The 23,246-nt window shown below is 43.8% G+C and carries 24 protein-coding genes; 8 read left to right on the plus strand and 16 right to left on the minus strand.

Annotated features, from left to right (window positions below; all coding sequences use genetic code 11):
* Nucleotides 1-17 precede the first annotated feature (17 nt).
* The 7 genes from LX99_RS04290 to LX99_RS04325 form a co-directional block, all read right to left on the minus strand.
* Nucleotides 18-944, minus strand: coding sequence for a PstS family phosphate ABC transporter substrate-binding protein (locus LX99_RS04290; RefSeq protein WP_170122625.1), 927 nt, complete (start codon nucleotides 942-944; stop codon nucleotides 18-20).
* 226 nt (nucleotides 945-1,170) lie between these two features.
* Nucleotides 1,171-2,001, minus strand: coding sequence for an energy transducer TonB (locus tag LX99_RS04300; RefSeq protein WP_109606684.1), 831 nt, complete (start codon nucleotides 1,999-2,001; stop codon nucleotides 1,171-1,173).
* A 40-nt stretch (nucleotides 2,002-2,041) separates the two neighbouring features.
* Complete coding sequence (locus LX99_RS04305) at nucleotides 2,042-2,587, minus strand: ExbD/TolR family protein (RefSeq protein WP_022831324.1); 546 nt, start codon at nucleotides 2,585-2,587, stop codon at nucleotides 2,042-2,044.
* A gap of 6 nt (nucleotides 2,588-2,593) precedes the next feature.
* Entirely contained in the window at nucleotides 2,594-3,217 is a 624-nt protein-coding gene (locus tag LX99_RS04310; protein ID WP_109606686.1) for an ExbD/TolR family protein, read from the minus strand.
* 92 nt (nucleotides 3,218-3,309) lie between these two features.
* Complete coding sequence (locus tag LX99_RS04315; protein ID WP_109606688.1) at nucleotides 3,310-4,146, minus strand: MotA/TolQ/ExbB proton channel family protein; 837 nt, start codon at nucleotides 4,144-4,146, stop codon at nucleotides 3,310-3,312.
* Between the two features lie 431 nt (nucleotides 4,147-4,577).
* Nucleotides 4,578-4,913, minus strand: coding sequence for a translation initiation factor (locus LX99_RS04320; RefSeq protein WP_109606690.1), 336 nt, complete (start codon nucleotides 4,911-4,913; stop codon nucleotides 4,578-4,580).
* A gap of 5 nt (nucleotides 4,914-4,918) precedes the next feature.
* Nucleotides 4,919-5,806 (minus strand): diacylglycerol/lipid kinase family protein, encoded by an 888-nt coding sequence (locus LX99_RS04325; protein WP_109606692.1) that lies wholly within the window; start codon nucleotides 5,804-5,806, stop codon nucleotides 4,919-4,921.
* Nucleotides 5,807-6,019: 213 nt separating this feature from the next.
* On the opposite strand from LX99_RS04325, the gene metK reads away from it, so the two are divergent.
* Complete coding sequence (gene metK, locus LX99_RS04330) at nucleotides 6,020-7,270, plus strand: methionine adenosyltransferase (RefSeq protein WP_109606694.1); 1,251 nt, start codon at nucleotides 6,020-6,022, stop codon at nucleotides 7,268-7,270.
* A gap of 178 nt (nucleotides 7,271-7,448) precedes the next feature.
* Nucleotides 7,449-7,988, plus strand: a complete 540-nt coding sequence (locus tag LX99_RS04335) for a hypothetical protein (RefSeq protein WP_109606696.1) — start codon at nucleotides 7,449-7,451, stop codon at nucleotides 7,986-7,988.
* Between the two features lie 129 nt (nucleotides 7,989-8,117).
* Here LX99_RS04335 and LX99_RS04340 read toward each other — a convergent pair whose 3' ends face one another.
* The 6 genes from LX99_RS04340 to LX99_RS26445 all read right to left on the minus strand — a co-directional run bounded on the left by LX99_RS04340 (nucleotide 8,118) and on the right by LX99_RS26445 (nucleotide 15,790).
* Entirely contained in the window at nucleotides 8,118-9,839 is a 1,722-nt protein-coding gene (locus tag LX99_RS04340) for a HAMP domain-containing sensor histidine kinase (protein ID WP_109606697.1), read from the minus strand.
* Between the two features lie 2 nt (nucleotides 9,840-9,841).
* Complete coding sequence (locus tag LX99_RS04345) at nucleotides 9,842-10,969, minus strand: histidine kinase (protein WP_109606699.1); 1,128 nt, start codon at nucleotides 10,967-10,969, stop codon at nucleotides 9,842-9,844.
* 190 nt (nucleotides 10,970-11,159) lie between these two features.
* Complete coding sequence (locus LX99_RS04350) at nucleotides 11,160-11,723, minus strand: K(+)-transporting ATPase subunit C (protein WP_109606701.1); 564 nt, start codon at nucleotides 11,721-11,723, stop codon at nucleotides 11,160-11,162.
* 116 nt (nucleotides 11,724-11,839) lie between these two features.
* The gene (kdpB, locus tag LX99_RS04355) at nucleotides 11,840-13,870 is read right to left on the minus strand and encodes a potassium-transporting ATPase subunit KdpB (RefSeq protein WP_109606703.1); all 2,031 of its coding nucleotides are present in this window, start codon (nucleotides 13,868-13,870) and stop codon (nucleotides 11,840-11,842) included.
* A 117-nt stretch (nucleotides 13,871-13,987) separates the two neighbouring features.
* Nucleotides 13,988-15,703 carry a potassium-transporting ATPase subunit KdpA gene (kdpA, locus tag LX99_RS04360; protein WP_109606705.1) on the minus strand — a complete coding sequence of 572 codons (1,716 nt, stop codon included), beginning with the start codon at nucleotides 15,701-15,703 and terminating at the stop codon, nucleotides 13,988-13,990.
* Between the two features lie 9 nt (nucleotides 15,704-15,712).
* Nucleotides 15,713-15,790: a potassium-transporting ATPase subunit F gene (locus tag LX99_RS26445; RefSeq protein ID WP_109606956.1), complete on the minus strand. Its 78-nt coding sequence runs from the start codon at nucleotides 15,788-15,790 to the stop codon at nucleotides 15,713-15,715.
* Nucleotides 15,791-16,158: 368 nt separating this feature from the next.
* Here LX99_RS26445 and LX99_RS04370 point away from each other — a divergent pair, with 368 nt between their 5' ends.
* Both LX99_RS04370 and LX99_RS04375 read left to right on the plus strand, forming a co-directional pair.
* A complete protein-coding gene (locus LX99_RS04370) occupies nucleotides 16,159-16,719 on the plus strand; it encodes an NUDIX domain-containing protein (RefSeq protein WP_109606707.1) in 561 nt (186 codons plus the stop codon).
* A gap of 39 nt (nucleotides 16,720-16,758) precedes the next feature.
* A complete protein-coding gene (locus tag LX99_RS04375; protein WP_109606709.1) occupies nucleotides 16,759-17,490 on the plus strand; it encodes a lysophospholipid acyltransferase family protein in 732 nt (243 codons plus the stop codon).
* 47 nt (nucleotides 17,491-17,537) lie between these two features.
* Here LX99_RS04375 and LX99_RS04380 read toward each other — a convergent pair whose 3' ends face one another.
* Entirely contained in the window at nucleotides 17,538-17,933 is a 396-nt protein-coding gene (locus tag LX99_RS04380) for a (R)-mandelonitrile lyase (RefSeq protein WP_109606711.1), read from the minus strand.
* 164 nt (nucleotides 17,934-18,097) lie between these two features.
* Here LX99_RS04380 and LX99_RS04385 point away from each other — a divergent pair, with 164 nt between their 5' ends.
* The 4 genes from LX99_RS04385 to LX99_RS04400 all read left to right on the plus strand — a co-directional run bounded on the left by LX99_RS04385 (nucleotide 18,098) and on the right by LX99_RS04400 (nucleotide 20,568).
* On the plus strand, nucleotides 18,098-18,484 hold the full coding sequence (locus tag LX99_RS04385; protein ID WP_211318945.1) for a putative quinol monooxygenase: 387 nt from the start codon (nucleotides 18,098-18,100) through the stop codon (nucleotides 18,482-18,484).
* A 153-nt stretch (nucleotides 18,485-18,637) separates the two neighbouring features.
* Nucleotides 18,638-19,111, plus strand: a complete 474-nt coding sequence (locus LX99_RS04390) for a ribonuclease H-like YkuK family protein (protein ID WP_022834144.1) — start codon at nucleotides 18,638-18,640, stop codon at nucleotides 19,109-19,111.
* Between the two features lie 59 nt (nucleotides 19,112-19,170).
* The gene (locus LX99_RS04395) at nucleotides 19,171-20,007 is read left to right on the plus strand and encodes a sulfurtransferase (protein ID WP_109606715.1); all 837 of its coding nucleotides are present in this window, start codon (nucleotides 19,171-19,173) and stop codon (nucleotides 20,005-20,007) included.
* Nucleotides 20,008-20,100: 93 nt separating this feature from the next.
* Nucleotides 20,101-20,568 (plus strand): SRPBCC family protein, encoded by a 468-nt coding sequence (locus LX99_RS04400; RefSeq protein ID WP_109606717.1) that lies wholly within the window; start codon nucleotides 20,101-20,103, stop codon nucleotides 20,566-20,568.
* Between the two features lie 122 nt (nucleotides 20,569-20,690).
* On the opposite strand, the gene LX99_RS04405 is transcribed toward LX99_RS04400, so the two are convergent.
* A complete protein-coding gene (locus tag LX99_RS04405) occupies nucleotides 20,691-21,539 on the minus strand; it encodes a hypothetical protein (RefSeq protein ID WP_146203059.1) in 849 nt (282 codons plus the stop codon).
* A gap of 319 nt (nucleotides 21,540-21,858) precedes the next feature.
* On the minus strand, nucleotides 21,859-23,181 hold the full coding sequence (locus tag LX99_RS04410; RefSeq protein WP_109606721.1) for a carbohydrate porin: 1,323 nt from the start codon (nucleotides 23,179-23,181) through the stop codon (nucleotides 21,859-21,861).
* Nucleotides 23,182-23,246 lie beyond the last annotated feature (65 nt).

The following is a 23,246-nucleotide window of genomic DNA, read 5'->3' on the forward strand; positions in this document are numbered from 1 at the left end:
CTTTATTTAGTTATAGTTTACTTTTTTAAATTAATCTCTCTCGGCGGTATAGAATCAGGCAATAATCCCGATTTCAGTATAATCCGCTGCCCTACATCACTGGCAATAAATGTAGCGAAACCGGCTGCCAAACCAACTTTGCTCGAGCAATTGATCATATATAATCCCCTGCTCAACGGGTACTGTTTTAAGACCAATGATTCCTGCGAAGGTTTAAAATATCCGTTTGGATACTGCTTGCTGGCCTCATCTCTTACCCCAACAATTTTAACCTTGTTAACATAGGGTACCAAAGCATCTACCGGGTTATTTAACCAACTGAAACCGATAATCCCTAATGCATCCGGATGCCCGCCTACGTATTTAATAACATCGGTATTTGACTTAAGCGCGTAAATATTACTTTGTTTAAGCTCCTTATTACCGGAAAAGTTTTTCAAATACCTAACCAAACTCGAGTTTGGGTTATCAAACACAATAGGCTTGGTCAAATCTCCCTGCCCGTTCAGTCGCCTCTTTAACTCCGCTACCGTAATGGTAGTATCGCCGGACGCATTATTTACAATCAATGTAACCGCATCTACCGCGAAAGGAATAGTTTCAACGCTCAGTTTACGGCCTTTAATAACATTCTGCTCCGCAGTATCAAGTTCGCGCGATAAAATCGCTACCCTAACGCTATCATTTAACAACATATTCACCGCCTGGTTTTCTGTTTTATAAACAAAAACCGGGTTCGCCTCCGGATAACGGCTTTTATAAACATATTCTTCCTGCTCAATAATAGGCGAAAAAGATTCGTCGGCTACAAAAGTGGCTTTACCTGCATTAAAAGTATCTTGCGATACAGCCGCTTTCTGTTCTTTTTTACGATGACAAGCCTGCAATCCTGCTCCTAAAAGAGATAAGAATAAAATGAATTTTACGGTTTTACTGATCCTCATATTGATCTTTTCTGAATAGACGTGAAAAACGCAAAACCGCATAAATTATTATAAATGCACCGAAAAGTATGCGTTGGTATGGTTGTAACTGTAATGGGAGCTTTTCCCAAAACATGATCATCAGTCCTAAAACAACAAAACAGATGAATGCGGCTGTTCCTAAAATAAGCAAAAACCGCCTTTTGGGCGATTTTTGCTGTTTATTATTATAATTAAATGGCATTGATTATTCTTCAGAAGCTAATGTGAAGCTAATTGGAACACTGTACTGCACACGAACCGGACGACCGTTTTGTATACCAGGTTTCCATTTTGGTGAATTTTTCAATACACGAACTGCTTCCTCGTCGCAACCGCTACCAATACCCCTAACCACCTTAATGTCGGTTAGCGAACCGTCTTTCTCAACAACGAAGGTACAGATAACACGACCTTGTACGTTATTTTCGCGGGCTACAGCCGGATAACGGATGTTTTTTCCCAAATACTGACCAAACTTCTCTAAACCGCCGGCAAATTCAGGAACCTGCTCAACCGAAGTAAAGATCTGGTTAGGATCGGCTTCAACAACCTGTTTAACGTCTGAGTTACCTACCGGCTCATCAATCCTGATTTCGGCGTTAGGGTCACCCTTCTGGTCTTTCTGACCAGGGTCTGCCACTGCAAGTTCTTTTACAGTTGGCGGGTCTTTCTCCTTAACCTCGTTATCTGGTTTTACAACCGGAGGAGGGAAACGTACCTGGTCAACCTTTGGTTTTGGTGGCTCAGGTGGCGGCGGAGGTGGTTTTTTGGTTTGGTCAACCGGTGGCGGAGGTAACAGAACCACGTCTGTTATCTTCACTTTCTGCTCTTTTTCAGGAATCAGACCTTTGATCTTGTTGATGATAGTTGGCAAAGAAACTACGAACACGAAAAATACGATAGCGAAAATTAAAGCTTTGCTTGTATTCTTTGAGTTCTCTTTCCTCAGCTCGTAAGCGCCATAGGCTTTGTTACGATTACTAAAAACAACGTCGATCCATTCCTGCTTTAGTATGTCTAACTTTGATCCTAACATAGGTTAAGGCTTTAATGGAAGTTTATAACGTTATTTAATATTATTTATTATCGTTGTACAAGCCGTCTTTTTTCAACAACTCAATTTCCGGAGCTGAAATATCAACAATACCATAACTCTGGATATTGGCGATATTGATCTCATCAAGCGTACTCACCATATTTTTATATTTTGATTTATCGCTTGGTTTGATCACAACAAACATGAATTTGCCTGTTTTTTGCTGTACTTCTTTGCTTTTTTCAATCAACGTTTTACGCAGCCCGTTCGGACCAAAATTGTCAATTGTTGGCGCTGATTTTCCCGGCTCGCCGATATACCACTCCAATTTGTCATCGCTGCCCAATAAAATGGTCATCGAACGTGAAGCGGCAATATCCATCTGATCTTTGGTTTTCTCATCTTTATCAGGCATAGCCAAATCCATCGCTTTAGCTTTTGCAAGCGTGGTGGTCATGATGAAGAACGTGATCAGCAAGAACGCCAGGTCAACCATCGCGGTTAAATCTACACGGGTTGATTGCTTTTTACTGCGAACCTTCCCGCCTTTGTGTTTGCCTCCCCCGGAGGTATCTAATTCTGCCATGATCTTTTATTTTGCAGGAGTACCACCGGCACTACCTAAATCCGTAATTAAACTAAACTTGTTAACTTTTTGCTTTTGCAAAATATTGATAACATCTTTTATAACCGGGTATTCTTCCTTGCTATCACCTTTAATAGCCAAACGAAGCTCCTTGTTATGTAAAGCTTTGGTAGCTATACGGGCCTGACGGATCCAGTTGGTTAACTCGCCTGATACAGAATCGCGAGGGATACCTGGCTGTGCAAATTTCTTTTGCTGATCAGCAGTTAAAGCGATAAACTGCTTTAACTGATTCATTGGCACACCAAACGAGGTAATGGTTGAAAACCTTGTTTGCTCTTCAGGAGTAAAGGTCATGTGATAGATAGAACCCATCTGGTTCAATGTTTCCTTGCGGATATCAACACCTTCAACACCGAAGAATGCTTTTTGAGCGCCTACAGAAATTGTAGCAAAGTCAGACTCAGGTACCGGCTGCTGGATTGAAGATTTTGGTATATCAATAGGTACCGGATCTTCGGTTTTTACTTTTGCAGTTAATATAAAGAAAGTAAGCAACAGGAACGCCACGTCGCACATTGCGGTCATGTCGATTGCTGTACTCTTTCTTGGGACTTTTATCCTTGCCATGTTAAATTTCTTAAAAATATATAGTGTTCAGTATTATAACTTAATGTACCTCTAACTTATTGTGCATGAGAGGCATAAGCACTACAATATTTTTATCTGTTTTTATGCGAAGCTGCAAATGTTTGAACGATGCTGAAACCGGTTTCGTCGATAGCGTAAGTCAATTTATCAATTTTTGATGTAAACACGTTGTACATGATAATTGAGATAGCTGAAGTAGAGATACCGAATGCAGTGTTGATCAAGGCTTCAGAGATGTGTGAAGAAAGTTCAACCTGGTTAGGTACACCTGCAGTTGCTAATGAAGAGAACGCACCGATCATACCCACTACCGTACCTAACAGACCAGTTAATGTACCGATAGATACCAATGTAGCGATGATGGTTAAATTTTGCTCAAGCATCGGCATTTCCAAAGCTGTAGCTTCTTCAATGTCTTTTTGGATAGCCAAAGTTTTCTGATCAACGTCAAGGTTTGGCTCAGCTTCCATTTCACCATATTTTTTCAATGCTGATTTGATAACGTTAGCAACAGAACCTTTTTGTTTGTCGCACTCAGCAGAAGCGCCAGAGATGTTACCTGCATTTAAAAGAGCCTGAATTTTTCTTACGAAGCTATCAACGCTGCCAGTACCAGAAGCTTTACCGATAACTACGAAACGCTCGATAGAGAACACGATCACCATTAATAAAAATGACATGATCAAAGGCACGATTACACCACCTTTGTGGATAGTACCGAAGATATCAGAAGGATAACCGTTTTCTACGTCGCCGCCTTTAAAGTGGCTTGGATCACCAAGCACAAAAACGAATATACAAATAGCTACTGCCAGACAGATTGGAATAGTTAAAGAAGCAAACATGCCAGATGCACTTGAGCTTTCTTTCTTAACAGGAGTAGTTGGTTTTGTTGGTGCGTTTGCCATTACTTTTGAATTTTTAGTTTTTGTTTTTTGTTTATTTTATAAGTTAGTTAAAATGCGCTGTTGTTTGGGAATAACAAAAATAGAATTTTATTGAATTAAAAAAACCATTTATGTTATTCTTTACAATTTTTTAATACAGAATATCATTCTGTGTGATCCCGGTGTTTATTAACGCAACGTTACAAATTTATTGTGTGTTGCCAACACAATTATTTGCAATGAAAACCATTTTTTTTAAAAATAGCAAGTGATAACACATAAAATTTATGTTACCAAGCCAAATTAACGCCTTTTTTTAAAAAGTTGTTAATTTATTACAGCCCGATTTAACCAGACAGCAAGGTTTGTAACGCTTAGTTTTATTTTTTGTCAGAATCCGGGCTTAGCCATGCCTGCATTAAACAAAGGTTTATAAGTTTTATTAAAAAATATCAGCCTCCTGCCTTTTTTGCCTTGTAACCTTCGGCTTGCAACAAGGTTAGAATTTTGTCCCGGAAATCGCCCTGAATCAAAACTTCACCATCTTTTACAGATCCGCCTACGCCGCATTTGGTTTTTAATTTTTTTCCGAGGGCTTCCAGATCGCCGCCTGAACCTATATAGCCGCTGACACGGGTTACCAGTTTGCTCCCCCCTTTACGATCGAGGTATAATTTAAGGTTTTGCTGTTGTGGCTGGAGGGTTTGAGCCTCCCCTGCCCAATCGTCCTGGTATTGAAAATCGGGATCGGTTGAATAAACTACACCTGTAAAGTTTTTCTTAGCCATAGCTATCAGTTTTTATATTGTAAACCTACTATAACCTTTAACGAATGTGGTAATACTTTTATATCTACCCCAGTGCCTGCCATCTGCGGCTCACCATCAAGATGGATAGGCCCTGTTTGTTCTCTTTTTATCATGATATGCTTGCCGCGGATAATTTTAACATATTTTGAGCTTTCGGTAGCCTTCAATATCATGCGCATACTCATTTCCGGGAACCGCCATAACGGAAATGGTTTAATCACACATACATCAAGCAACCCATCCTGCAGGCTTGCTTTAGGTGAGATGTGTACATTATTACCATATTGCGACGAGTTGGCAATACTAAGCATAAAGGCTTCATAATCATACGCGTCACCGTCAATTTCAAGGTGATAGTTTTGTGGCCGGTAACCGATCACCTCCTTTATTGAGGATTTAATATAACTGATAAAGCCCCGCTTTTTTCCATGCGAAAAAACCTCGCTGATGTGGGCATCAAACCCCATACCCGCCATATTGAAAAAAGCCTGCCCGTTAATGCTTGCCGAGTCGATCATCTCCAGCCTGCCATGCGCGAGGTTTTTTATCGCCTGTGTTGTATCCATCGGGATCCCCAAAAACCTTGCGAGGCCGTTACCCGAGCCAAAAGGTACAATACCTAAAGCCGTATCGGTGCCCACAATGGCTGATGCTACTTCGTTTACCGTTCCGTCGCCGCCTACGGCCACTACTATATCAAATTTGCTAACTGCCTCGCGGGCTATAACTCGCGCATGGGCCACCCCATCGCTAAAAGCTATAACCGGTTCAAGCACGTTGGCATCAACAGTTTCATTAATCAGTTCAGGCACCCCGTCCTTCTTCTTCCCGCCCGAAATTGGGTTAATTATAAATAACGCTTTCCGTTTCAACTATATATTATTTCAATCTTCAAAAGTAAATGTATTTTCGGCTTTGTGAAATTTGTTTTATTTTTACCGCCCGAATGTGGACTGATTTAATGCCCGGCAGCGCCGGGACCGGATTGCAACCACGTAAAAAAGTGCTAAAACCATGCTTCTTTTTTCACCCGGTCTGCCCTTAAAGCCCTCCTCATCTAACTTAATATTACTTATTTAAATTTTATGTCATATTTATTTACTTCAGAGTCTGTATCAGAAGGCCACCCGGATAAAGTAGCTGATCAAATATCAGACGCGCTGATTGATCATTTTTTAGCATTTGATGCCGAATCGAAAGTTGCCTGCGAAACGCTGGTAACCACAGGCCAGGTAATTTTAGCCGGCGAAGTAAAATCAAAAGCCTACCTGGATGTACAAAAAATTGCCCGCGAGGTAATCAACAAAATCGGGTATACCAAAGGCGAATATATGTTTGACGGCAGCTCGTGCGGGGTTTTGTCGGCAATCCACGAGCAATCACCCGATATTAACCAGGGTGTTGACCGCACCGCTAAAGAAGAACAGGGTGCAGGCGACCAGGGCATGATGTTCGGTTACGCCACTGTTGAAACCGATAACTATATGCCGCTTGCCCTGGATATTGCCCATGCCCTATTAATTGAGCTGGCAACTATCCGCCGCGAAAACAACGAAATTAAATACCTGCGCCCCGATGCAAAATCGCAGGTTACATTAGAGTACAGCGATGATAACAAGCCACAACGCATCGATGCCATTGTGATCTCGACCCAGCATGACGACTTTGACGAAGAACAAGCTATGCTTGCCAAAATTAAAGCCGACATTATCAGCATCCTCATCCCCCGTGTTAAGGCTAAATATCCTAAATACGCCCACTTTTTTAACGACGATATCAAGTACCATATTAACCCTACCGGTAAATTTGTTATCGGCGGGCCGCATGGTGATACAGGCTTAACCGGCCGTAAAATTATTGTGGATACCTACGGCGGTAAAGGTGCGCACGGTGGCGGCGCTTTTTCAGGTAAAGACCCTTCAAAGGTTGATCGCTCGGCCGCTTACGCTACCCGCCACATTGCTAAAAACCTGGTGGCAGCCGGTTTATGTGATGAAGTGCTGGTACAGGTATCGTACGCTATTGGTGTTGCCCAGCCAATGGGTATTTATGTTAACACCTACGGCACCGCTAAGGTTGACCTGCACGACGGCGAGATTGCCAAAAAAGTTGAGGGTATTTTTAATATGACCCCTTATGCCATCGAAACCCGTTTTAAGCTGCGCAACCCTATTTACAGCGAAACCGCGGCTTATGGTCACTTCGGCAGGCCTAATGAAACTGTAACCAAAACTTTTGTTGGGCATGACGGCAGCAAGCTTGAACGCGAGGTTGAATTATTCACCTGGGAAAAACTGGATTATGTTGACCAGGTAAAAGCTGCTTTCGGATTATAATAGCTTATCCATATATTATATATGGCAATAGCGATAGGGACTCCTATCGCTATTGTTGTTTAACAACGTCTTTTTATTTTTATAGCCCGCCTTGTAGCAGATGATTTACAGGAAGATTTTCTAATTCAATTAATAATTATATACATTTATCACCTATTACTACCTTCACAATTTTCTGATGCACGCCAACACCCGTAATGCCATATTTGCCATTATTTACTTCGCTGTATCGGTGCTGGTTACGGCCTGGTTTATCGGGCAAAAGTTCGGGTACATGACCTCGCCGGGTACAATATTGCTTGCCAATGCGGTAGCCGTTTTTAAATGGATTGTAACGGTAACTGCTGCTATCATCCTGCTTAAAAACAATAAATGGTTTTTTATACGGCGGATTGCCTTCGCCAGCTTTACAGGCACCTTAATGTTCTTCTCTGTTTTTATCACCAGGCAACTGCCTATTGACAGCTGGCGGCAGTTCACCTATCCGGTGCTGCTTTCTTTCCTTGTAATGACTATCCTTTACTACAAAGCGGTGCGCGATGCAGGGCTATCCGTAAAATGGTTTGTTGGCTGGTTAATTTGCCTGGCTATAGGGCTTGTGTTGCAAATGCGCGTTGTGTTCGGGTTGCACCCTTCTTTGATGACTAACAACGTATATCAATTTCAAACGCAGTTTAAAAAAGGCAGAACATCCCTATGTTTCACCCCCGAGGTGTAAAATATTCGGTAACACACGCATTGCTTAAAACGAATAAACCTTCGGGCAACCTTACTATTTAGGCCGACCAAAGGTTTATAATTACCCTGAAAACGCTTATACCCTACAATTATATGTCAGAAAAAAATGTTAAGCCGCCGCAATAGCCCGTTTTAACGTAAAATAAAACGTGCTGCCTGATCCGATTTCGCTGTCGACACTTATTTTACCCGCCTGCGCTTCAATAAAATCTTTGGCAATGGCTAAACCAAGGCCGGTACCGCTTTGCTCGGAAGTAGCATTAGGTACTTTAAAGTAGCGTTCGAACAGGCGTGGCAAATATTGCTCCTCAATACCTTTACCATGGTCGGTTACAGAAAACTCGATCTCATCGTTCTTGTGCTTTTTCACGGTCAATTCTACGACGGATTTTTCGTGGCTGTATTTTATAGCATTCGATAACAGGTTAATGAGCACCCAGGTGGTTTTATCGAGGTCGGCATGTACTTTTGGCAGGCTTTCATCACATTTTACCTTAATTTCCACCTGTTTCTGATCAGCAATGAACTTGATGGCTTTTACGGCATAATCAACAATATTTTGTGGGTGGGTGCTGCCGAAGTTGAGTTGCAGCTTCCCGGTTTCAACCTGGGCCATATCCAATAACTCGCCGGTGATAAGCAACAGGCGGCGGGTATCATCATCAATATTACTGATCAGTTGGCGCTGCTCGGCATTTACATCACCAATACGCTCATCTTCCAGTAGTTTTAAGCTCATTTTAATAGATGAGATAGGCGTTTTCAGTTCGTGCGAAATGGTGGCGATAAAATTGGTTTTTGCCTCGTCAAGCTGCTGGTATTCGGTAACGTTTTTCAGGATAATTACTTTTCCGATCACCTTGTCTTTGTTATTTACCGATAACGATTCGCGCGAATAGAAGCCCTCGTGGTTGTCGGCAAAAATGCGCAGTTTGGTTTGGTCGTTCACCAGCAGCTTGCGCAAAAGGTCGTTTTCTAAAGCAATATCGGGTGCATATTTACCATTAAGCTGATCAGCTTTCATCCCGATCAGGTTGCAGGCTACCTGGTTGGCAAATATGATGATCTGCTTTTCATCCAAACCGATAATTGCATCCTGCATGGAGTTAATGATGGTTTCGATCCGTTTTTTTTCGAACAGGATACTGGCCAGGTTGCTGTTTTCAAATTCATCCAGCTTACGGGTCATGTTGTTAAAGGCCTGGCCCAGTTCGCCAAACTCATCATCGGCCGGAAAATGGATTTGCTGGTGATAGTTTTTGTTGGAAACTTCCCTGATGCGGGCCGTAAGTTCTTTAATAGGGTTAGCAATATACCCCGGAAAGTTAACGGCAAAACTAAACGCTACCAGAAATAAAAATGCGCCTAAAAAGGCAACCAGCCATGTGCCCCGCTTTGCGGTAGCATTGGCCACATCGTTTTTATAGGATATGGCATTCATATTCAGTTTCATAATACCGTACAGGTGCTGGTGCAGCCTGTTTCGCAGTTGCTTTTGCTCCGGCTCGGAAATACCGGTTTGTTTAAGCCTTTGGTAAGTGGCGCTGGCCGAATCTGTTAATTGCTGCTCGCCAACTTCGGTTACGTTGCGTTGTTGCAGCAGCATATTCCGGTCAATCAGCTTTATCTGCGCTGCATTAAAACCACCATCATGCGAATCGAGCGCGGTAAGCATATTTTGCACGTACTGCAGCGTTTTATAATTATCCTTCAGTATAACTCCGGCATCGGCCGAGAGGCGGTTTAAATAATATATGGATAATCCGCAGCAAATTAATGCCAGTGTAAACAGGAAACCGATACCTGTGCGGAGTTTGTTTTTTATAGTCATGGTTATGAAAGTATTACAAGGTCAATATCTGTTTTGGACATTTTGTTAAGCAACTGTGTAAACACAGCGGTTTTCATGATCAACTGGTAAAATTTAAACCGCGGCTTACCAATGCAAATCGTGGTAATATCATATTTTTCGGCCGTTTCCCAAATAGTACGGGCTACGTTATCGCTTTTTACTTTAAGTACCTCGCCACCCAGTTGGGTAGCCAGTTTCATGTTATTGATAAGGTGCCTTTGCGCCGCCAGGTTAATTTTATCACTGCTTTCGCGCTGGGTTTGCACGTAAAGTAAATACCACTTGGACCGATAATATGACGACAGCCTCGCCGTTTTACGAATGATGATTTTGGCTGATGCATCGTTGGTGCTGATGCACGCCAGAAATAGTTCGGGCCGCAGCTTGATGGTTTTGGGTACCTCTATATCTATCTTTCGCTCAACCTGGTGGGCTACCTCCCGTAACGCGAGCTCCCTTAGCTGCAATATCCGTTCAACCTGAAAAAAATTGCTGAGCGCTGTAGGGATCTTCTTTTCATCATAAATCTTACCTTCCTTGAGGCGCTCTATCAGTTCATCCGCTGTAAGGTCAATATTAACCACCTCATCTGCCAGTTGCAAAACCTTATCGGGTACACGTTCGTTAATAGTGGCCCCGGTTATCCGCTCAACCTCTTCGTTCAAACTTTCAATGTGCTGGATATTTACGGCGCTGATTACGTTGATACCTGCATTCAGTATTTCCAATACATCCTGCCAGCGCTTTTCATTACTGCTGCCCTCAATATTGGTATGGGCCAGTTCATCAACAATAACCACCTCCGGGCGCAGGCTGATCACTGCCTTCAGATCCATCTCCTCCAGTTCCTTTCCCTTATAAAATAATTTGCGGCGCGGAATTACCGGCAAACCGTGCAGCAGGGCATGAGTTTCTTTACGGTTATGGGTTTCGATATAACCGATTTTTACGTCGATACCATTCCGTAACAGGGTTTGTGCCTCCTGCAACATGCGATAAGTTTTGCCTACCCCGGCACTCATGCCAATGTATACCTTGAACTTGCCCCGGCGCGATTTTTTAATCAATTCCAGGAAATGCTCAACAGATTGCTCTTTGGTGTTTTCCATGACAAGCCCCCTCTAAATCTCCCCCGGTAGGGGAGACTTTAAAATTATCGATTTACTGTAGATAGCCATTAATGCTACTGTGCTTTTATTCTGTTAATTCTATAATTCTGATTCAGACAGCTACTTTGCGGCTACTTATTTTTAATTTGCAATTCAAAGTCCTCCCTTCCGGGGAGGATTTAGGTGGGGCTTATTTCAGCTCATCCAACGCCACATTCAACTTCAAAACATTAACCTTAGCCGGGCCAAACATGCCAAGCAACGGTTGTTCGGTATGTTCATCAACTAATTTATTCAAGGCATCTACCGATAAACCACGAGCCTTAGCTACACGCGCAACCTGCACCTTAGCACCGGCAGGCGATATGTCAGGATCCAGGCCGCTGCCAGATGCGGTAACCAGTTCGGCAGGGATCTGCGAGCGGGTTACACCTGGATTGTGTTTCATGAAATCATCAATACGGCCTTCTACCTGTTTCAAATAATCAGGGTTTGAAGGGCCTTTATTCGAACCTCCGGAACCGGCGGCATTATAATCAACAGCCGAAGGGCGGCCCCAGAAATATTCGTCTTTAGTAAATTTCTGACCGATGTTGGCGTAACCAACTACGCGGTCTTTGTAAGTGATGGTTTCACCGTCGCCCTTGCCGGGAGTAAATTTACCGATACCTGCAATGGCTAAAGGATATATGCCTGCTGTTAATACAATGAGTATTAGCGTAAGCTTGATGGATGGCAACAAATATGTTTTCATTGTTTTTTAGATTTGAGATATTAGATATGAGATTTGAGATGAGGAATATGAAATTTGAGATATTTTGAAAGGCGCACCAATGCGCAGTCTCATATCTCAAATCTCATATCTCACGTCTAAATAAAAATTGATACAGCTAAATCAATCAGTTTAATACCTATAAAAGGTACTATGATACCGCCCAAACCATAGATCAGCAGGTTGCGGCGTAACAGGGCACTTGCTCCTATAGGCTTGTATTCCACACCACGCAAGGCCAGTGGAATCAGCAACGGAATAATAATAGCGTTAAAGATTACTGCCGAAAGGATAGCCGACTGTGGGCTGTGCAGATCCATAATATTTAAGGCTTTCAATGCGGGCATCGATACCATAAACAGCGCCGGAACGATAGCAAAGTATTTAGCCACGTCGTTAGCTATGGAGAATGTAGTAAGCGTACCACGGGTCATTAATAACTGTTTGCCTATCTCCACAATCTCAATCAGTTTGGTTGGGTCGTTATCCAAATCAACCATGTTACCGGCTTCTTTGGCGGCCTGGGTACCGCTGTTCATGGCTACGCCAACATCGGCCTGGGCAAGGGCCGGGGCATCGTTTGTACCGTCGCCCATCATGGCTACCAGTTTACCGCCCTGTTGCTCCTTTTTTATGTAATTCATTTTATCCTCAGGCTTAGCTTCGGCAATAAAATCGTCTACACCGGCCTTTTCAGCAATAAATTTGGCGGTAAGCGGGTTGTCGCCGGTTACCATTACGGTTTTAACACCCATTTTGCGCAGGCGTTCAAAACGTTCGGCAATACCGGTTTTAATGATATCCTGCAGTTCAATCACACCCATAATCTTCTCGTTTTTGGCAACCACCAATGGCGTACCGCCATTAGATGAGATCTTTTTCACCTGTTCTTCTACATCGGCGGGGAAAGGGTTGCCGGCTTTTAAGGCCATATTACGGATAGAATCAAAAGCGCCCTTACGGATGCGCAAGCCGTCCGGGGTATCTAACCCGCTCGAGCGTGTTTCGGCAGTGAATTTTATAAACACCGAATCGGCTGGGGCATGCACTTTTAACTTATGTGTTCCTGTTTCGGCAAGTTCCACTATCGATTTACCTTCGGGGGTTTCATCAGCCAGCGAACTCAATACACAAGCCATTACAAACTCCTGTTCATCCACACCGCTGGCTGCCCAAAAGTTGGTGGCCTTACGGTTACCAATGGTAATGGTACCGGTTTTATCCAGCAATAACGTATCTAAGTCGCCCGCAGTTTCAACGGCTTTACCGCTTTTGGTGATCACGTTGGCACGGAGCGCCCTGTCCATCCCGGCAATACCGATGGCCGATAACAGGCCACCGATAGTGGTTGGGATCAGACAAACAAACAACGATATAAAGGCGGCTATAGTAATAGGGGTATTGGAGTAATCGCCAAATGGTTTCAGGGTAACACAAACAATCACGAAGATCAGCGTAAAACCGGCCAACAAAATAGTAAGGGCTATCTCGTTAGGGGTTTTCTGGCGGGATGCACCTTCTACCAGTGCAATCATTTTATCCAAAAAGCTCTCGCCGGGCTGGGTTGTTACCAGTACTTTAATCCTGTCGGATAGTACTTTGGTACCACCGGTAACTGATGATTTATCACCACCGGCTTCACGGATAACCGGGGCCGACTCACCGGTAATGGCCGATTCATCGATGGTAGCGATACCTTCAATAATTTCGCCATCGGTAGGAATGTTGTCACCGGTTTCGCAGATAAACACATCGCCTTTTTTTAGTTGGGACGACATTACCCTTTCTTCCTTGCCGTTAACCAGCAAACGTGCAGGGGTTTCTTCGCGGGTTTTACGGAGGCTTTCGGCCTGTGCTTTACCGCGTGCTTCGGCTATGGCTTCGGCAAAGTTGGCAAACAACACGGTTAACAACAGTATGATAAACACGGTAAAGTTGTAGGCAAAACTGCCCTGCCCTTTATTGCTAAGCGAAAACAAGCTTACAATAAGCATTACAACAGTACCAATCTCCACAGTGAACATCACCGGGTTACGGAACAGGGCGCGTGGGTTTAGCTTGATGAAGGATTGTTTAAAAGCCTCCTTCATCTGATCGCCCTGGAACAATGTATTTTGATTTGAGTTCATGATTATTATAGTTAAATGCCAGCCCCTCCCAAACCCTCCCCGGAAGGGAGGGCTTTAAAAAAGATGCTTTCTTTCTAAAAGTCTTCCCATCAGGGGGAGATTTAGAGGGGGCTTGACTTATTTCAATGAAAAATGTTCGGCAATTGGCCCTAATGCTAACGCCGGGAAGAATGATAGCGCCGCAATGATCACGATCACAGCGAAGATCATCACCCCAAAAGTTGAGGTATCGCTCTTTAATGTACCTGCCGATTCCGGGATATATTTTTTATTGGCCAACAACCCGGCAATTGCCAGCGGACCGATGATTGGCAGGAACCTTCCCAGGATCATCACAATACCGGTAGTGTAATTCCAGAAAATATTGCCATCGCCTAAACCTTCAAACCCTGAACCGTTATTGGCAGCCGATGAGGTGTACTCGTACAACATTTCAGAGAAACCGTGCGTACCGGGGTTATTTAACCAGGCCGATGGTTTAACTGCCCAATCGGCACCGGCTACGTTCACTACATAGTAGGATGATATGGCCAAACCCACCAGGATAATAAAAGGGTGCAGCAGGGCAATCAGCGAGGCGATCTTCATCTCGCGGGCTTCAATTTTACGGCCTAAAAACTCAGGCGTACGGCCTACCATCAGGCCGGATATAAATACCGCTACTATGATAAAGATGTAGAAGTTGAGGAAACCAACCCCACAGCCCCCGTAAAAGCAGTTAATCATCATACCGAGCATCATCATGGTGCCCGAAACCGGCATGGCGCTATCATGCATAGAGTTTACCGAACCGGTAGAAATAATGGTGGTCATGATGCTCCAGTAAGCTGAGTTAGCCGGGCCAAACCTTACCTCCTTGCCTTCCATGGCGCCGGTAGGCTGACTGATGCCCATTTTAGCAATGGCAGGGTTACCATTCAGTTCGGCATTCATGGTTGGAATGAGTAGCATGAGCATACCCAGTGTCATCACACCGAATATTACGTAAGAGAATTTCTTTTTATTGAGATAGAAACCTAAAGCAAACACAAGGGCGATTGGGATAGCAACCTGCGCAACCAGTTCAACCGTATTAGTTAAATAGTTAGGGTTTTCGATTGGATGGGCGGAGTTAGCGCCGAACCAGCCGCCACCGTTAGTACCTAAGTGTTTAATGGCTACCAAGGCAGCAACCGGCCCGCGGGATACGTGGACGGTATCGCCCTGCATGCTAATAAAGGTATCTTTACCGGCGTAGCTGGTGGTCATGCCGTTAAAGGCGAAGATCACGGCTATTACAAAGGAGAAAGGTAATAATATGCGGGTTATTGATTTTACAAAGTATTCCCAAAAGTTACCCAGCTTATCGGTAACCTTATCTTTCATGGCCCTGAACACCACTACCAGCGCGGCAATACCTGTAGCGGCTGATACAAAGTGCAGGAACATAAACACAAAGTGTTGTGTAAAATAGGTAGCGCCGCTTTCGCCCGAGTAGTGTTGCAGGTTACAGTTAACCAAAAAGCTAATGGCTGTATTAAAAGCGGTATCTGCCGATTGGCCGGGGTTACCATCGGGATTGAGTGGCAAATGGCCTTGTGCCATGAGGCATACAAAGGCGTAAATGAGCCATACACTATTAATAGTAAGCAAGGCCAGCAGGTGCTGCTTCCAGTTCATTTCGCGCTTTGGATCAATACCGCTGAAACGGAAAATAAGGCGATCAAGCGGGGCCATAAAATCGAGCCAGGTTTTCTCGCCCTTAAATACCTTAGCTATATAGCGGCCAAGGGGAATGGCGATAGCTAAGGTGAGCAGGTAGGTGAAAATTACACCCGTTAATTCAGTGTTCATAGTTTAATTTTAAAAATTTTCGGGTTTGAGGAGTACGTACACCATGTAAATGAACACGGCTATCGCTACGATGAATAATGCTGCCATGACGTTAAATTTTTTCGAAGTAGGTTACCGATTTAAAAAATATCCAGAATACCGCTACAAATGTGGCCAGGTAAGCGATTGTGAGTAAAGCATCCATTTTTTTTCGTGTTTTTGCAAAGGGCTTTGCGAAGGGGATGCCAAAAACGCCTGCTTTAATTTAACTATTTAAAAAACAGGGTTTTATATAGGATTTGATTTACAGATTTGTATTTCGGCAGCGTACCGGACTATCATTTTGATAGGTGATTATCAAAGTGGAACCGGTAATTGTCATTTTTTGATAGGATGTAAGTAGCCTATTTAAAATGATAATTTAAAATAGTTAAACTTATTCTTCCGGTAAACGCGGTATGCTGTATTTTTAAACCATGTATCACCCGGACCACAACCCCTGGAAAATAACTTCCGAAAAAAATATTTACGATAACCCCTGGATCAATGTTACCGAATACCAGGTAATCAACCCATCGGGCAATCCCGGTATTTATGGCAAAGTTCATTATAAAAACCTGGCCATAGGTATTTTACCGCTTGATGATGATTTGAACACCTACCTGGTAGGCCAGTTCAGGTTTCCCCTTAACCAATACAGCTGGGAAATGCCCGAAGGCGGAGGCCCGGAAGGTACCGATCCCTTAGCATCGGCCAGGCGTGAACTGCTGGAAGAAACGGGACTGAAAGCCTCGCGATGGACAGAGATCCAACGCCTTCACCTCAGTAATTCGGTAAGCGATGAGCTGAGCATTTTATACGTAGCCCGCGGCCTTGAACAGTTTGAGGCCGAACCCGAAGAAACGGAGCAACTCGTCATTAAAAAAGTGCCCTTCGCCGAGATGTACCGCATGGTTTGCGATGGAGAAATAACCGATGCCATGACCGTAGCCGCGGTTTTGAAAGTGCAGCTGTTGCTAACAGAAAACCGTTTGTAAACTATCGCTTTACTTAAAAAAACATAACTTTGCCGCCTGATGAAAAAGTTATTAGGCTATATCCTGTCGCCCTTTGCTATAATCGCGTTTTTTTTGGTGCTGATTGTTTTTCAGCCTATACAGTGGGTTAGTTTCCGTTTTTTTGGGTACGCCGCGCACAAACGGGTGGTTGATATATTAAACCTTTGCCTGTTCCGTACATTTTATATTACCGGCGATACGGTAACTTTTATCAATAATCAAAATCTCCCAACGGGCAGGCCCATGATATTTATAGCAAATCATCAAAGCCTGCTGGATATCCCGCCCCTGATTTATTACCTGCGTAAATACCATGCTAAATTTATCTCGAAGGTGGAGTTAACTAAAGGCATTCCTTCTATCAGCTATAACCTGAGGCATGGTGGTGGCGCCAATATCGACAGGAAAGATCCCCGGCAGTCGATGACTGAAATGATGAAACTTGGCGATCGGATGAAAGCCAATAACTGGTCGGCGGTGATATTTCCGGAAGGTACGCGGTCAAAAGATGGTGTTGTGCGTACATTCCAGTCGGCAGGGATAGCCATGCTGCTTAAAAAGTGTCCTGAAGCCTTACTGGTGCCTATCGCCATCGAAAACAGCTGGAAGGTTGTACGCTACGGCATTTACCCGCTTGATACCTTTGTGCCGATGAAATGGACTGTACTCGAACCGATTGAACCCGGAAAAACACCGGTTGCAGAGCTTGTGCTGGAGGCCGAAAACAGGATCAAAGCCGCGCTATCCTGATTTTCAGATTTCGAAAATAGGATAGCGGATTTTTGAACAGCAACTGCTTAACCTTTATAATCCTCCTCAGTAACCTGTTCCAACCAATCCACCGGCGATCCGTTTAATTTTTCCTGGATGGCGATATGGCTCATGGCTGTAGTATCAGTTGCGCCATGCCAGTGCTTTTCATCCGGCAAAAAATATACAACGTCGCCCTGGTAAATATTTTGTTTGGCATCGCCCTCCCGTTGCACCCAGCCGGCACCGGCAGTAACTATTAATGTTTGGCCAAAGGGATGCGTATGCCAGGCCGTGCGGGCTCCCGGCTCGAAGGTAACTAAGGCCATGGCCACACGCGATGGTTCTGGAGGGCTGATGAGTGGATCAATACGTACCTGGCCGGTAAAATATTCGGCAGGGCCTTTGGCCGATGGCTGCGAGCCGTTTCTTTTAATTTCCATATGTTTTGTGTATGCTATCTTATAAAGTCAAAATTAGTTAACCTGTTTTTATAGTTTTGATGATTTGGCCGTTATCTGTAAAAACGGCAAGCAAAACAGTAGTTTATATAACAATTATGTGAGTGAGTTTCGGGATATTTGATAGTGGATCAAATACAATGAACATGAAAACATTACTGTTAACCTTAACTGCATTTTTCATTATAATCATTTTACAACACAAGGCCTCGGTCCAAACCGGGCGGGTAGTACACATAGCTAAGTTAGAGATTGATCCGGCACAGTTGGATAGTTACACGGCCGCACTGAAAGAACATATCCAAACCGCCATTAAGGTTGAACCTGGTGTATTAACCCTGCATGCTGTTGCCGATAAAAATAACCCCGCGCACCTTACGGTTTTTGAAATTTATGCCGATACCGCGGCTTATAAGGCGCATCTGCAATCGCCCCATTTTAAAAAATATAAAACAGGAACCAGGGATATGGTGAAATCGCTTGAGTTAATTGATGTAGTACCGCTTGCCCTGGCAACCAAAGAAAAATTATAGCTACCATCGCAAAACTCCGATCGTCAATCTGTTAATAATCAGCTAAATGTTAACAAATAAATCACATGTTATTTACGTTAGTATGAATACTAATCGCTTATTTTTATAGACCCGTAAAAAAGGTCAATAAAAATTTACCTAAATAACTTTTATATGACCTGGAGAAAATTCAGTGGCGAAGTGATCCAATCGCCAATTATGGAGGAGGTTGAAAAGGCAATTGAACGTGAATCTCTTCTTGGTAACAAGCTTAAAGTATGTATCGGCACCGACTCGCAAGTGAAGGGCTCTGTAACTGATTTTGCTACAGTTATTGTTTTTCTGCGCGAAAAACGCGGCGCTTTCATGTTCATCCACCAGGAACGCACCTCGCAAAAAATGAGTATTAAAGAAAGGATGCTGAGCGAAGTGCAAAAATCAATAGACATTGCTTACAAGCTTTGCGATTTACTTGACCTGTACGATGTTGACCTGGAGGTGCATGCCGACATTAACACCAACCCGATGTTTAAAAGTAACGCGGCCCTGCACGAGGCTATGGGTTACATCCTGAGCATGGGCTTTGTGTTTAAAGCTAAACCGGAGGCCTTTGCAAGCTCCTACTGCGCCAACAAAATAGTGCAGTAAAATTACAGAAACTAACGGCACCGTATCTATATTTGGCATATCACATACCAGATATACCGATGTCGTCATTAATTGAAATCAACGATCCGGCTTTAGCCGCCAGGGATACCATTATTATTGATGCCCGTGCAGGGCAGGATTCATACCAGCGCTACCTGGCCGGTCACCTTAAAAACGCGATTTACGCCGACCTTGACCGGCACCTTACCACTAAACCGGAAAATCCCGCTTACGGCGGCCGTCACCCCTTGCCCAATATACAGGAGTTCGCTGTAACTTTAGGCAACTGGGGGATTAAGCCTACGAGTCGGGTGGTGGTTTATGATGATAAATCGGGAGCTTTCGCCGCCTCGCGTTTATGGTGGATGCTGCGGGCTATAGGGCACGAAAATGTGCAGGTACTAAATGGCGGACTTGCGGCTGCTAAAAATGCCGGGGTCGAGTTAAGCACCGAAACGTATACCGCTGCCCCGGCTGATCCCTACCCTGTAACGCATGAGTATGCAGGTACGGTTAACCTTGAGGAAGTAGGTGAAGCAGCCCGGGATCCGTTGCGGGTTGTGATAGATGTGCGCGAAACACCACGTTATTTAGGACACACGGAGCCGTTAGATTTGATAGCGGGCCACATCCCCGGCGCCATAAATTTACCTTATACCAACAACCTGGATGCAGAGGGTAAATATTTATCATCTGAAGAATTGCGCAAAGCTTATGATGCAGCCATTGGTGATGTAGCTCATAACCAGATAGTGGTTCATTGCGGTTCGGGTGTTACGGCCTGCCATACTTTGTTAGGGTTAGATTATGCGGGTATTACCGGGCCAAAACTTTATGTTGGGTCATGGAGCGAGTGGTCGAGAAGAGATTTGCCCATCGCGAAGGAAGAGCAATAAAAATATAGTATGCTTTGCCGCCGCCAATCCGGAACGCGTTAGTTATATTTATTTGTTGTTGTAACATTCACCTTTCATCCCTGTTAGCCCATCATGAAAACATATTTTTTAAAAACGGAACAAAATATTCCTATTACACTTAACGAGGCATGGGATTTTTTTTCATCTCCGTTAAACCTCGCTAAAATCACCCCGCAGGACATGCGCTTTGTGGTAACATCTGATTTTAACGCTAATACCAAGATGTACGCGGGCATGATCATCACCTACAAAATATCACCGTTACTGGGTATTAAGATGAACTGGATGACCGAGATCACCCATGTGGAAGATAAAAAGTACTTTGTTGATGAACAACGCTTCGGCCCATATGCGCTTTGGCACCACCAGCACCACTTTAAAGAAATTGAAGGAGGCGTACAGATGACCGATTTGCTGCATTACGCCATCCCTTACGGCCCATTTGGTCGGCTGGCAAATGCTTTTTTTGTTAAAGGTAAGGTTGACCAGATATTTGATTATCGCACCAAAGCCATAGAAAAGATGTTTGGGAAATTATAACGTCAGTTTCATTGAAAAAATAATAGCGGTTGTTAAAACTCAACCGCTATTACCAACTATATTTAAACCTACAGTTATACGCCACAAACAGTATAACCCGACATCGGGTTTACAACAGCACATTAGCTGTTAAGCCCGATAAACATGCTATCGGCATACTCTTTTACCGTGTATTTGTAAGTGTTTTGTTGGGAAACGATCATGCTAAACTCCCATACAAAAGCACCGGAAAGCGTTTTACCGGGCGCTTTAAGCTGCCACTCAGCCAACTGCTTTAAAGCGTTAGGCGGGCTTAGTTGCCCACCATCCTGGCTTGTACTGGAAATAGCTTCAAAACCCGCGACAACCGGAACGGGCTTGAATGCATTCGCCCACTGAACAGGATTGTTGCCGGTACCCCCGGCATAGCATTGCAGGTTAAGCCACGAAAGCTCTCCGTTGTTATCTGTTGTTACAAAGTCGCACCACTTTTGCCATGCACTTTGATTATTATAAGGTGCAGCGGTTAGCGCCAGGCTTGCTTTAATTGCAGCCATCGTAACTGTTTGAACAGCCGGGTCCATGGGGTTCAACCCGCCGGGCTGGCCCCAGTTTTCGCAATCCATATCAATACCCGCAATTCCGTTAGCTTTTAGCCAGGCCATAACGCCGGATAACCCCTCAGCCGACATAGCCGCAAGCGTACTGATAGCCGAATTGCTTAGCGATAAGTAAATTCTGTCAGAACCGATATTTGTATTACTTACTAATTCCGTAAGACTTTCCGGCCATGCAGTGTCGCCTACATAAACCCCATCTGAATTGAACATTACTAAAGGCGGATCATTATAAACAATTTCTCCCTGGTATCCGTTCGGGCCCGAAATAATTAATGTGTTTACTTCGGTTTCTGCGTAATCAGGTATACTCTGCAAAACGTTGAGCGATGGATAACAGTCCCTTGTATAAACGGCGATAATTGGATTTGTCATATTTCATCTTTTTGTCCTACTCGTATGGCTTTTCGGGTTTCGCCTCCGTTTTAACCTGCACGGCCAGGTCGTTTTTTTAAGCGCTTTCTGCTCCGCTAACAAAAGCTTTTGATGTAATAAAGTTGGGGTTTAATAAAGCATCCTGTAAGCGTATAAATACGCAATATTATAAACGGGTATTTATATCTGTTTTTGCGGAAAGCATAGTTACCGGGCAAAAAATGGAGCTGATATTACAGCGATTAGCTAACAAAATAAATATTGCCGACCAATATGACATCAGCCAATAAATAAATTTTCAAATTCCATTACATAAGATTTAAATAACAACATGGGCTCTGACTGAAAATACATTTACCGGTCCGCGGTCACCATTGTAGGCAGGATTTTGGATGAATTGGTAACCAAGCGATAATTTGAGGTATTTATTAACGTTCGCGCTATAGTAGGTTTCGAGGATGTTTTCGGTTTTATAATTGTTTAGCCTGCCGTCGCCGATCATGAAGCCATAACCTCCTATAGCAAGGTAGGCCCGATGTTCTGCAGAAATACCATTAATTACGGCAGCTATACCAAATGTATCATCAGGCCGGTGCCAGGAGCTACCGGCCAAACTCAGGCCAATGCTGCCGCTCCGGTCAATTTCAGTAAATGCCCATGTTGCCGTTTGCCCGTCGTTCCAACTGCCGCGAAAGAAAAAACCAAGATCATTGGTTAATTCCTGCTCGCCATTGATACTAAATCCGTATTTAACCCCGCCATATTTACGGCCATTGATAACGTCGAGCGAATCGGTATGGTTGATATAGCCGTTAATAACCTCCCTGTAATTTGCAGCCTTAGATACATTTCTGAACCCTAAAATCCGGAGTGTTCCTTTCCGTTTACCGAAAATAAAATTTTTTTGAATTTCTGCCACTTCACCATGGGCTTTGGTGTAGTTATAGTCAAAATCAGGCCCGTTAGCATATGTTGGCACCAATACAGTTCCAACCCTTAATGCCCAACCCGGAGTAATATATTCAAGCACTAAACCGTCGGTATATCCCCGGGTATTGGCGGGGTAATCCCAGGCGCCCGCACTCATCAGCGACCAGTTCATGAATTGTGTACGAGGGTCATGGCTAAAGCTATTATTGTCGAACAGATCAGCAATGGCAAATTTCCCCGCAGTGATCGTAATTCTTTTGCGGGGAACCAATTCCGTTATCTGGTTGGCATTATCTATAGCTGTGTCTGCTTCTTTACCCAGGGCAATATACTGCCGATAAAAAAGCCGGGCCAGGTACAAGGCCGGCGCCGAATTGCCAATACGGAAAGTTTCTCCGTTGGGAAAACCTGCTACGCCAACCGCGCTGCTAAAGCCTCTGCCGCCAGAAATCTCCGGGTTAAAGTAAACCGATGCTCCTTTCCATAATCTTGCACCCATAAACATAGTTGTAGTTAATGACAATGCTTGTTCAGCATCGGGTTGCAGACTATTTTTACCGCTATAGGGCGCATGAAAAGCCGGGTGGCTTTGATTAATAGCGGTAAGCTGAAAATGAAAGTTAAAACGATTGGTTAGCGTGTCTGCCTGCTGGGCAATAGTAACAGTAACCACAAATAATAATATTGCCAGTAATAGTGATAATTTTTTCATTTGTAAAAAATCGGGCAAAGCAAATCCATCATTCCTGTTTCAGAACTTGCTTTAGGTATTAAATA

The organism is Mucilaginibacter oryzae (assembly GCF_003148845.1).
GTDB lineage: Bacteria > Bacteroidota > Bacteroidia > Sphingobacteriales > Sphingobacteriaceae > Mucilaginibacter > Mucilaginibacter oryzae.